Annotated in this window: 10 protein-coding genes; 1 reads left to right on the forward strand and 9 read right to left on the reverse strand. The window is 72.5% G+C overall.

Going from position 1 to position 10,570, the window contains the following annotated elements; all coding sequences use genetic code 11:
* Window positions 1-17: 17 nt before the first annotated feature.
* Window positions 18-1,565, reverse strand: a complete 1,548-nt coding sequence (locus FVE25_RS08460; RefSeq protein WP_157245870.1) for a Na+/H+ antiporter — start codon at window positions 1,563-1,565, stop codon at window positions 18-20.
* Between the two features lie 123 nt (window positions 1,566-1,688).
* A complete protein-coding gene (locus tag FVE25_RS08465; protein WP_157245871.1) occupies window positions 1,689-2,948 on the reverse strand; it encodes a hypothetical protein in 1,260 nt (419 codons plus the stop codon).
* Window positions 2,949-3,186: 238 nt separating this feature from the next.
* Between FVE25_RS08465 and FVE25_RS08470 the strand changes: the two genes are divergently transcribed.
* Window positions 3,187-5,166 (forward strand): ATP-dependent DNA helicase, encoded by a 1,980-nt coding sequence (locus FVE25_RS08470; protein ID WP_157245872.1) that lies wholly within the window; start codon window positions 3,187-3,189, stop codon window positions 5,164-5,166.
* 85 nt (window positions 5,167-5,251) lie between these two features.
* Here FVE25_RS08470 and FVE25_RS08475 read toward each other — a convergent pair whose 3' ends face one another.
* The 7 genes from FVE25_RS08475 to FVE25_RS08505 all read right to left on the reverse strand — a co-directional run bounded on the left by FVE25_RS08475 (window position 5,252) and on the right by FVE25_RS08505 (window position 10,561).
* A complete protein-coding gene (locus FVE25_RS08475) occupies window positions 5,252-6,010 on the reverse strand; it encodes an SGNH/GDSL hydrolase family protein (RefSeq protein ID WP_157245873.1) in 759 nt (252 codons plus the stop codon).
* Window positions 6,010-6,441 carry a type II 3-dehydroquinate dehydratase gene (aroQ, locus tag FVE25_RS08480; protein ID WP_157245874.1) on the reverse strand — a complete coding sequence of 144 codons (432 nt, stop codon included), beginning with the start codon at window positions 6,439-6,441 and terminating at the stop codon, window positions 6,010-6,012. Before aroQ ends, FVE25_RS08475 begins: the two co-directional genes overlap by 1 nt.
* Window positions 6,438-7,508 (reverse strand): 3-dehydroquinate synthase, encoded by a 1,071-nt coding sequence (aroB, locus tag FVE25_RS08485; RefSeq protein ID WP_157245875.1) that lies wholly within the window; start codon window positions 7,506-7,508, stop codon window positions 6,438-6,440. The genes aroQ and aroB overlap by 4 nt, the downstream gene beginning before the upstream one ends.
* Entirely contained in the window at window positions 7,505-8,005 is a 501-nt protein-coding gene (locus FVE25_RS08490) for a shikimate kinase (RefSeq protein ID WP_157245876.1), read from the reverse strand. The genes aroB and FVE25_RS08490 overlap by 4 nt, the downstream gene beginning before the upstream one ends.
* Before the next feature lie 14 nt (window positions 8,006-8,019).
* On the reverse strand, window positions 8,020-9,201 hold the full coding sequence (aroC, locus tag FVE25_RS08495) for a chorismate synthase (protein WP_219825389.1): 1,182 nt from the start codon (window positions 9,199-9,201) through the stop codon (window positions 8,020-8,022).
* A gap of 43 nt (window positions 9,202-9,244) precedes the next feature.
* Window positions 9,245-9,877 carry a prepilin peptidase gene (locus FVE25_RS08500; protein WP_157245877.1) on the reverse strand — a complete coding sequence of 211 codons (633 nt, stop codon included), beginning with the start codon at window positions 9,875-9,877 and terminating at the stop codon, window positions 9,245-9,247.
* 156 nt (window positions 9,878-10,033) lie between these two features.
* Window positions 10,034-10,561: an SseB family protein gene (locus FVE25_RS08505; RefSeq protein ID WP_157245878.1), complete on the reverse strand. Its 528-nt coding sequence runs from the start codon at window positions 10,559-10,561 to the stop codon at window positions 10,034-10,036.
* Window positions 10,562-10,570 lie beyond the last annotated feature (9 nt).

Genomic DNA, 10,570 nt, shown 5'->3' on the forward strand with positions numbered 1-10,570 from the left:
GCACGGGCGGCCGGGGCCTAACGCTCCAGGATGGCCTCTTCGAAGTCGAGCTCGGCCATCACCCGGCGCAGCACCTCGTCGTCGATGCGCCGTTCGTCCCGCAGGCGCACCATCACGCCGCGCTCGGCCTCCAGCATCTCCCCGCGCAGCCGCCGGTAGAGCACGCTGGGCGTCTCGGAGCCGCCCTGCCCGGTGCCGCCGCCCAGGCGCTCCCATGCCGACATGGCCCGCCGCTCGGTCTTCTGCCGCAGCTGCCCCACCACGTCCCTGGTGATCTCGTCGAGCTCCTCCTCCGGAGGCAGGATCTCGTTGAGCCGGTCCAGCCCGGCCTGGATGGCGGCCTGCTTGGCGGCGGCCTCCGCGAGATTGTCCTCGTAGACCTCCTGCTCGCTGGTGACCTTCAGCCGCCGGATGAGCGCGGGGAAGGTCAGCCCCTGCAGCAGCAGGGTCCCGATGACCGTGGTGAACGTCAGGAACAACAGCAGATCCCGGCCCGCAAAGCCCGCCGGGATGGCGAAGGCGGCGGCCAGCGAGACCACCCCGCGCATCCCCGCCCACCCCACGATCACCACGTTCTGCACGGGTGGGCGCGTCTTCTGCAGGTACGACGTGGGAAACACCCAGGCGAAGCGCGCCAGCACCGCGGCCGCCAGCACCGCCGCCGCGTACCCGGCCAGCTGCCAGGCGGAGTACTCCCGCGGGATCACGTAGGTGAGCTGCAGCCCGATGAGCGCGAAGACGATCGTCTCCAGGACGAAGTCGGTCACCTTCCACACCCCGTCGGCCACCAGGCGGGTGCCGAACCCCTGCCGGTGCATCCGGCCGCCCAGGTAGAGACCGACGATCACCACCGAGATCACGCCCGAGGCGTGCACCTGCTCGGCCGCCAGGTAGGCGCCGAACGGGATGAGCAGCATGACCGTGTTCTCGACCAGCGGATCGCGCAACCGCGGCAGCAGCCACCCGAACACCAGCGCCAGCGCCACGCCGATGACGACGCCCCCCACCGCGGCGAACAGGAACTGCCCCGCCGCGCCGGCGAACTCGAACGCGCTCCCCGTGACCGCGCCCAGCGCCACCCGGTAGGCGGTCAGCGCGGTCGCGTCGTTGAACAGGCTCTCCCCGATCAAGATCGTCAGCGTACGGCGGGGCAGCCCCAGCCGGCGCCCCACCGCCACGGCGGCCACCGCGTCCGGCGGGGCCACGATGGCGCCCAGCGCGAAGGCGGCGGCCATCGGCAGCCCGGGGACCAGCAGATGCACCACGTACCCGACGACGACCATGGTGAACAGCACCAGCCCGATCGACAGCAGCGCCACCGGCCGGGTGACCTCGCGCAGGCGCAGGTAGGAGCTGTCGAGCGCGGCCGAGTACAACAGCGGCGGCAGCAGCACCAGCAGCACGACGTGCGAGTCGAGCTCCACCTGCGGCACCAGCGGGGAGGCGATCAGCCCGGCCAGCACCAGCAGCAGCGGCGCGGGCCACCCGCGGCGCCGGGCGACGCCCGCCACCAGAAGGGCGCCCGCGGCGACGAGCAGCAGGCGCAGAGCCGTCTCCGGGTTCACGTGGAGCCTCCTCAGCCGGGGACCCCGCACACGAGGATCCCTGGCGCACGCCCGCAGGCTACGCCGCAGAACAACCTGGAACGGTCACGCTCGCGGCAGGCGACCGCCAAGCGTTGACCAGCCTCACCACTCCCGGCGTTCGCCCCGGTCGTCGTACTGCTGCTCGGGCCGCAGCCGCTCGCCGGTGCTGAACATCGGATCGCCCACGTACGGGCGGGTGACGTCGGGCTCGGGGCGCTGCGGCGGCTGGGCCGGAGTGCTCAGGGCCAGCAGCGGGTCCACCGGGTTGGGCGGCGGCTGGTATGCCTGGTGGTCGCCGGAGTGGTAGTCCTGCTGGTGCCGGCGGCCGGCGCCGGGGATGCCGTGCATGGGCGTGCCGAGGCCGGCGCTGCCCTGGGCCCGCTGCGGTCGCTCGCGGGGCGGCTGCGGCTGCGCCTGAGTCGGGGCCTGGGCCTGGGCCTGGTAGGCGTGCTGGCCGGTGGTGTACGGGTCCGGCTGCTGGGGGTACTGCTGCTGCGGCTGGAAGACGTCACGCTGCTGCTGGTACGGCTCGGCCGCCTGGGACGGGAAGCCCAGCGGGTCGGTGCTCAGCGGCGCCTGGCGGTGCCGGGGGTCGGAGCCGGGCAGCTGGTAGACGGGCTCGTCCACGTACTGCGGGCCGGTGAAGGGCTGCTTGACCGGCTGCGTCTGCTCGTAGCTGGGCTGCTCCCCGTAGGCGGGCCGGCCGTAGACCGGCTGATCGCCGTATGCGGGCTGCTGGCCGTACTGCTGCTGCTCGGTGTAGACAGGCTGCTCGGTGTAGACGGGCTGATCCGGGTAGACGTGCTGCTCGGTGTAAGCGGGCTGCTCGGTGTAGACGGGCTGTTCAGAGGCGTAGGAGGGCTGCTCGGCGTAGGTGGGCTGCGGTTGCGGCTGCTCGCCGTACGCCGGGAGGGGCGCCTCGCGCGGCATGGTCGTCTCGTAGGAGGCGACCAGTTTGTCCGGCGGTGCGGGCGTGCCCCTGGCGACCAGGACGTCGTTGGGCGACAGCGCGGCGGTCGGGCGCTCGTCGGCCTGGGACGGCTGGGAGTAGTGCGGCGGCTGGGGCAGCCCGCTGTCGGGCGGCCGGTGGTACTGGCCGGTGCCGGGGATCACCTCGGGCGCGGGGCCGCCGTCCGTGACGGCCGCCTGCTCGCCGGTGGCCTCCGCGAAGCCCTCGTCGAGGGTGTCGAGGAGCCTGCCGACGTCGTCCATCGGCATGCGGAAGGAGGCCGTGCACATCTCCCCACGCCACAGGCTGAGCACGAGTGTGCCCTCGTGCCAGGTGACCCGGAGACAGCGCTCCTGACCTCGCGCATCGAAGAACACCTCGCCGAACGACGGCAACGGGACAACTTCCGACATGGCAGACATACTGCTTTAACCAGCCTTTATTCGTCCACTCAACCCCGGAAAACCCTACTGAACCGGCCGTCCCAAACCCCACGCAACCCCGTCTGATCACGCCGGGTAGATCTTTGTTGACCGGCTGGGATTCCGTCCGCAAGTGTGCCACGCAAGATGCCCGACCGGTTCGGGAACGCCGGGATGCGTCCACTCGATCACTCCCCGACTACCTCGGAAATGCCGGTAGCTTTGTGGGGTGCCGGACTCCCACCTCCCCCCAGTCGAAGAGCTACTCCACGCCGCCGTCACCGCTCTCGGAGGGAGCGAGCGGCCCGGTCAGATCCAGATGGTGAAGGCCGTCCAACACGCCATCGACAAAGAGGAGCACGTAGCCGTCCAGGCCGGCACCGGCACCGGGAAGTCGCTGGCCTACCTGGTCCCCTCCGTCCGGCACGCCATGGACACCGACGCCCCCGTCGTCGTCTCCACCGCCACCATCGCGCTGCAGCGCCAGCTCGTCGATCGCGACCTGCCCCGGCTGGCCGAGACGCTGGCCAAGGAGCTGCCCCACGAGCCGTCGTTCGCGATCCTCAAGGGCCGGCGCAACTACCTCTGCCGCTACAAGGCCACCGCGGGCTGGCCGGAAGAGGACGAGCAGGACCAGCTCTTCGACGCCCGCGACGTCAGCGCCACCGGCCGCATGGTCCAGCGCATCCAGGAGTGGGCCGAGGAGACCGAGACCGGCGACCGCGACGAGCTCGTGCCCGGCGTCAGCGAGCAGGCATGGCGGCAGTTCTCGGTCAGCGCGCAGGAGTGCCTCGGCGCCCAGCGCTGCCCCAGCGGCGCCGAGTGCTTCGCCGAGATGGCCAGGGCCCGCGCCGGCGAGGTGGACGTCGTCGTCACCAACCACGCGCTGCTGGCCATCGACGCCATGGGCGAGCTGCCGGTGCTGCCCGAGCACAAGGTCGTCGTCGTGGACGAGGCCCACGAACTCGTCGACCGGGTCACCTCGGTGGTGACCGCCGAGCTGTCGGAGGCCACGGTCTCACTGGCCGTGCGCCGCGTGGCCCGCCTCATCGACCAGCCGATCGCCGACCAGCTCATGGAGGCGGGCGAAGATCTGAAGGCCCTGCTCGCCGCCGCCCCCGCCGGCAGGATCGACGAGATCCCCGAGGTGCTCGGGCTGACCCTCGCCCTGGTCCGCGACGCCGCCGCCCGCTGCGTCACGGCCATGGGCCCCCGCGGCGCCGACAAGGACGACCCGGAGCGCGCCGGCCAGCGCAAGGCCGCCTTCACCACGCTCGACGAGGTGCACGACACCGCCGTGCGCATGCTGGAGGCGTTCGGCCACGCGGGCGAGGAGGACCGCGCCGAGGTCGTCTGGCTGGAGGCCGGCACCGACCGCCGCCCGCCCGTCCTGCGCGTGGCGCCGCTCAACGTCGGCGGCATGCTGCGCGACAAGCTCTTCGGCGAGCGCACGGTCGTCCTCACCTCCGCCACGCTCGCGCTGGGCGGCGCCTTCGACGGCATGGCCCGCCAGTGGGGCCTCGGCGGCCCCGAGGACAAGCCCACCTGGACCGGCCTGGACGTCGGCTCCCCCTTCGACCATCCGCGCGCGGGCATCCTGTACGTCGCCAAGCACCTGCCGCAGCCCGGCCGCGACGGCCTGCCCCAGCAGTACCTCGACGAGATCACCGAGCTGATCGAGGCGGCCGGTGGCCGCACGCTGGGCCTGTTCTCCTCGATGCGCGCCGCCAAGGCCGCCACCGAGGCCCTGCGCGACCGGCTGGACGTGCCGCTGCTGTGCCAGGGCGACGACTCCACGATGCTGCTCGTCAAGCAGTTCGCCGAGGATGAGCCGACCTGCCTGTTCGGCACGCTCTCCCTGTGGCAGGGGGTGGACGTGCCCGGGCCGTCGCTGCGGCTGGTCATCATCGACCGGGTGCCGTTCCCCCGCCCCGACGACCCGCTCACCTCGGCCCGCCAGCGCCACGTGCAGGCACGGGGCGGCAACGGCTTCATGACGGTGGCGGCCACCCACGCCGCCCTCCTCCTGGCCCAGGGAACCGGCCGGCTGCTGCGCTCGATGGACGACAAGGGCGTGGTGGCGGTCCTCGACCCGCGCCTGGCCACCGCCCGCTACAGCGGCTTCCTCCTCGGCAGCCTGCCGCCGTTCTGGCGCACCACCGACCCGGCCGTGCCGCGAGCCGCGCTCAAACGGCTGGCGTCCACCTGACAGGATGGCGGTGGCGGCGCCCGCCCCGACGCCGCCACCGGAGCGAGGCTAGTGAGACCCGCTTTCGATTCGCTTTATACGCAGGTCACAGCCACGGCGCCAGATCGGGGCGCTTGGGCAGGACGCCGTCGCCGGAGCTGGTGCCGCGCAGCCGGCGGGTCACCCACGGCACCAGGTGCTCGCGGATCCACTGGGCGTCCTCGCGCCGCTTGGCCCGCGGGTCCACCACGCGCTCCGGCCACGCCTTCTGCCACGACTCGTCGAAGGGCACCTCGAGCACGTCCAGGACCCGGGCGGCGACCAGGCGGTGCCCGTCCTCGTTCATGTGCAGGCGGTCCTCGCTCCAGGCTCGCCAGTCGCGCAGGCCCTGCATGGACCACTGGTCGACCAAGCGGCAGCCGTACAGGTCGGCGATCGAGCGGACGTGAAGGTAGAAGACGGCGAACTTCCCGCGCATGCGGCGCATCAGCGGGGTGTCGCGCGGGTCCACGCCGGTGAACAACAGCACGTCGGCGCCCGTGGCCCGCAGGTCGCGGGCGGCGTGGGCGAGCAGCTTGGCCATCGCGTCCGGGTCGCTGCCGGGGCGCAGCAGGTCGTTGCCGCCCGCGCAGAGGCTGACCAGTTCGGGGGCCATCTCGACGGCGGCGGGCACCTGCTCGCCGACGATCTGGTCGATCAGCTTGCCGCGCACGGCCAGGTTCGCGTAGCGGAAGGACGGGTTCTCGACGGCCAGGCGTTCGGCCACCCGGTCGGCCCAGCCCCGGTAGCGGCCGTTGACGCCCGGGTCGTTCAATCCCTCGGTAAAACTGTCGCCCAGGGCGACGAATGAGCCGTAGTGCCGCATTACTCGCTTGCCATCTCCACGATCGCCTGCAGGGCCAGGACGTACGAGCGCAGCCCGAACCCGGCGATCGTGCCGGTCGCCACCCCGGCCACGACCGAGGTGTGGCGGAACTCCTCGCGCGCCGCCGGGTTCGAGATGTGCACCTCGACCAGCGGCGCCGTGCGCTGGGCTATCGCGTCGCGCAGGGCGTAGGAGTAGTGGGTGAAGGCGGCCGGGTTGAGCACGACGGGGATCTTGTGGTCGGCGGCCTCGTGGATCCAGCCGACCATCGTGGCCTCGTCGTCGGTCTGCCGGACCACGACCTCGACCCCCAGCTCGCGGCCGGTCTCCCGGCAGAGCTCGGCGAGGTCGGCGAACGTCTCGGCCCCGTAGACGTCGGGCTCGCGGGTGCCGAGACGGCGCAGGTTGGGGCCGTTGAGCACGTAGATCATCGTGCTGTCTCCTTGTAGGCGGCCTCCAGGAGCTCCTCGGCCGGGTCCTCCAGACGGGCCGGCTTGGCCAGGTCGTCCAGGACGACGAAGCGCTGCTTGGCGCCGCGGTTCTTCTTGTCCAGGCGCATGTGCTCGCGCAGCTCCGGCCAGGCGTCGGCGCGGTAGGAGGTGGGCAGGCCCACGGCGCGCAGGATGCTCCGGGTGCGCTCGACCAGGTTGGCCCGCCCCGACAGGCGCGACAGCTCGGCGGCGTAGACCATGCCGATGGCCACGGCCTCGCCGTGGCGCATGCGGTAGCCCTCGTGGCGTTCGATCGCGTGGGCCAGCGTGTGGCCGTAGTTGAGGATCTCGCGCAGGCCCGCCTCGCGCAGGTCGGCGCCGACCACGTCGGCCTTCACCTGGATCTTGCGCTCGATCAGCTCACGGGTGTGCTCGCCCTCCGGGCGGGTGGCCGCCTCCGGGTCGTCCTCGATCAGCATGAGGATCGTCGGGTCGGCGATGAACCCGCCCTTGATGACCTCGGCCAGGCCGGCCACGTAGTCCTCGCGCGGCATCGACGGCAGCGTCGCCAGGTCGCACAGCACGCCCGCGGGCGGCAGGAAGGTGCCCACGAGGTTCTTGCCCTCAGGGGTGTCGATGCCGTTCTTGCCCCCGACCGCCGCGTCCACCATGGCCAGCAGCGTCGTCGGCACGAGCACGACCTTGATGCCGCGCAGCCAGGTGCCGGCGACGAACCCGGCCAGATCGGTGGTCGCGCCGCCGCCCACGCCGACGACCGCGTCGGAGCGGGTGACGCCGTAGCGGCCGAGCGCCGACCACAGCCCGGCGGCCACCTCGACGGACTTGGCCTGCTCGCCGTCGGGCACCGGCAGGTCGACGACGTCGTAGCCGCTCTTGGCCAGCGCGTCGCAGACCGGGCGGGAGATCTCGGGCAGCGTGGCCGGATGGATCACCGCGACCGTCCGCACCCCGTCGCCGAGCAGCCCGGGCAGCTCCCCCAGCACGCCGGTGCCGACGACCACGTCGTACGGGCTGTCGCCCTTGACCGTGATCCGGGTGACGCTCATGCCCCGAGTCCCTTCACGATCTCCTCGACGAGGTCGCCCGGCTCGCGGCCGTCCGTCGCCACGGTCAGTACGGCCAGCCGCTCGTAGATGGGGCGCCGCTGCTCCATGAGCTTCTTCAGCTGGCTGCGCGGGTTGAGCACGAGCAGCGGCCGGGCCGAGGCCAGCCCCACCCGCTGCACCGCGTCGGCCAGCCCCACCTGCAGGTAGACGACCGGGTGCCCGGCGAGCAGCGCCTGGGTGTCCTCGCGCAGGATGGCGCCGCCGCCCAGCGACAGGACGCCGTCGTGCTCGGCCAGCGCGGTGCGCACCGCCTCGGACTCCAGCTCGCGGAAGCGCTCCTCGCCGTCCTCGACGAAGATGTCGCTGACGGGCTTGCCCGCCACGGACTCGACGTCGGCGTCGGTGTCGCGGTAGGCGACGCCGAGCCGGTCGGCCAGCAGGCGGCCGAGCGTGGACTTGCCCGATCCGGGCGGCCCGATGAGTACCGCTGTGGTCATGGCTCGCTCCGTGCTCACTTGATCACCATCGACGACAGGTAGCCGGACAGGTTGCGGGCGACCTCCTCGACCGAGTCGCCGCCGAACTTCTCCAGCGCCGTGTCGGCCAGCACCAGCGCGACCATCGCCTCGGCCACGATGCCGGCGGCCGGGACCGCGCAGACGTCGGAGCGCTCGTGGTGCGCCTTGGCCGCCTCACCGGTCTTGACGTCGATCGTGGCCAGCGCCCTCGGGACCGTGGAGATCGGCTTCATCGCGGCGCTGACGCGCAGCACCTCGCCGTTGGTCATGCCGCCCTCGACGCCGCCGGCGCGGTTGGTGATGCGCCGCACGCCGTCGGCGGTGGTGTACTCGATCTCGTCGTGGGCGCGCGATCCGGGACGGCGGGCCGTCTCGAACCCGTCGCCGACCGCCACGCCCTTGATCGCCTGGATGCCCATGAGGGCCGCCGCGAGGCGGGAGTCGAGGCGCCGGTCCCAGTGTGTGTAGCTGCCCAGGCCGGGCGGCAGGCCGTACGCGAGCACCTCGACCACGCCGCCGAGCGTGTCGCCGTCCTTGTGCGCCTTGTCGATGACGGCCACCATGGCGGCGCTGCCTTCGGGGTCGTAGCAGCGGACCGGGTCGTCGTCGATGCGCTGCAGGTCGCCCGGGCCGGGGAGGTTCTCGGCCGGGGTGCGGGCTCCGCCGATCTCGGTCACGTGGCTGACGATGTCCACGCCCAGCGCCTGCTTGAGGAAGCGCCTGGCCACCTCGCCCAGCGCCACCCGCGCCGCCGTCTCCCGGGCGCTGGCCCGGTCGAGGACGTTGCGGGCGTCGTCGAAGCCGTACTTCTGCATGCCCGCCAGGTCGGCGTGCCCGGGACGGGGCCGCGAGCGCGGCGCGTTGCGCGCCAGCCCCTCGAGCTCTGCCGCGTCGACCGGATCGGCCGCCATGACCTTCTCCCACTTGGGCCACTCGGTGTTGCCGACCCGGATCGCGACCGGGCTGCCCATCGTGCGCCCGTGGCGGACGCCGCCGGCGATCGTCACCTCGTCCTGCTCGAACTTCATCCGCGCCCCGCGCCCATAACCGAGCCGGCGGCGGCGCAGCGCCTCGTCGATGGCGGCCGTGGTCACCTCGACCCCGGCCGGCAGGCCCTCCATGATGGCGACGAGTTCGGGGCCGTGGGACTCTCCGGCGGTCAACCAGCGCAACATGCCCCCAAGTCTTCCATGCGCGGCAGTGTGCTGACGTCGGTGTTCAGCTGCCGAGACAGAGCGTCCCAAACGCCCCGAACAGCATGAACGGCCCAAACGGGAACTGGGTGTCCCGCCCGCCCCGCTTCGTGACCAGCAGCCAGACGGCGTACGCGGCCCCGAGCAGTTGCCCCCCGAGAGCCGCGGCCACCCAGTGCTCCCACCCGAGCGTGGCCACCGCCATCCCGATCAGCCCCGCCAGCTTGACGTCGCCCAGGCCCATGTCGCTGGGCTTGATGAACCACAGAACCCCGTAGAGGAAGACCAGCGCCACCCCGCCCAGGACGCCCTGCGCCAGCTCGCCGGTGGGGACGAGGGTGAGGGCCAGAATCGGGTAGGCCGGGAGGGTGAGCACGTCGGGCAGGCGCGTGGTGCGCCAGTCGATGACCGCCAGAGCCGTGCCGACCAGCGTGAAGAACAGGTACGGCAGGCCCGCCCGCCACACCACCAGCCCGCACACGAGGGCACACGCGACCTCGTAGGAGGGCGGCCACCGGTACCGCGGCCACCGCAACAGCGCGCGCTTCGCCTCGGCCTTCCGATCGACCGGCTCCACCTCGAACCCGGCCGCCATCGCCCGGACATACCCACCCCAGAGCAGCCCGGCCACCACACCAACCGCGACCACTAGGCCCATGCTTTGAGGGTAACCACGTCTTCCTTCTCCCACGGGGGAAACCGGTTGGGTTTTAGGGGGCTGTCCTTGGGCTTCTGGTGACCGGAGAGCGGGCGGGCACCCACCGACCGGGTGGTTGTGCCGGGGTGGCACCGCGGCGCCGTACCGGAAAAGGGGTTAGGAGCGGCGCCAGGGCCAGCGGCGTTTGGGCGGGGTGGGGGCCAGGCGGGCGACGGTGACGCCTTCTGGGGTGGTGCCGGTGGCCACGGCGGCCAGGGCGGTCAGGACGTCGCCTTCGATGACGAAGGACACGGGGCCGGCCACGTCGATGACCACGGCGGCGGCCTGTTCGGCGGCGGCGGCGCGGCAGACCTGGAGGGTGCTCGACTGGATGGGGCGGGCGTCGGGGCGCCATCGGGTCAGGGCGGCCGCGCCGGTGAAGGCCAGCACGGCTTCCCTGCCGTCCCTGCCGACGAGTTTGGGCAGGGCCATCTCGCTCTCCTTCTCCTGCTTGAGGCCGTGTGAGCCCACTTCGGAGGAGGTCAGGAGGGCGACGACGGGCACCAGCAGCCGGGCTCCGCTCAGCGCCGACAGCACCTCGGTGGCGTCGGCGCCGCCGGCGTCGTAGGCGGCCAGGGCGGCGGCGACGGCGGGGTCGGCGCTGCCGTCGTCGCCGGGTACGAGGGGTTGCGGAATGCTCGGCACAACGTCCGA

Origin of the sequence: Nonomuraea typhae, from assembly GCF_009760925.1 — a bacterium.
In the GTDB taxonomy this organism is placed as follows: domain Bacteria; phylum Actinomycetota; class Actinomycetes; order Streptosporangiales; family Streptosporangiaceae; genus Nonomuraea; species Nonomuraea typhae.

Excerpts from the sequence above, each read along its gene's own strand:
- FVE25_RS08465 (WP_157245871.1), bottom strand. The coding sequence starts at position 2,948 with ATGTCGGAAGTTGTCCCGTTGCCGTCGTTCGGCGAGGTGTTCTTCGAT.
- aroC (WP_219825389.1), bottom strand. The coding sequence starts at position 9,201 with ATGTTGCGCTGGTTGACCGCCGGAGAGTCCCACGGCCCCGAACTCGTC.
- aroQ (WP_157245874.1), bottom strand. The coding sequence starts at position 6,441 with ATGATCTACGTGCTCAACGGCCCCAACCTGCGCCGTCTCGGCACCCGC.
- FVE25_RS08475 (WP_157245873.1), bottom strand. The coding sequence starts at position 6,010 with ATGCGGCACTACGGCTCATTCGTCGCCCTGGGCGACAGTTTTACCGAG.
- FVE25_RS08500 (WP_157245877.1), bottom strand. The coding sequence starts at position 9,877 with ATGGGCCTAGTGGTCGCGGTTGGTGTGGTGGCCGGGCTGCTCTGGGGT.
- FVE25_RS08490 (WP_157245876.1), bottom strand. The coding sequence starts at position 8,005 with ATGACCACAGCGGTACTCATCGGGCCGCCCGGATCGGGCAAGTCCACG.
- aroB (WP_157245875.1), bottom strand. The coding sequence starts at position 7,508 with ATGAGCGTCACCCGGATCACGGTCAAGGGCGACAGCCCGTACGACGTG.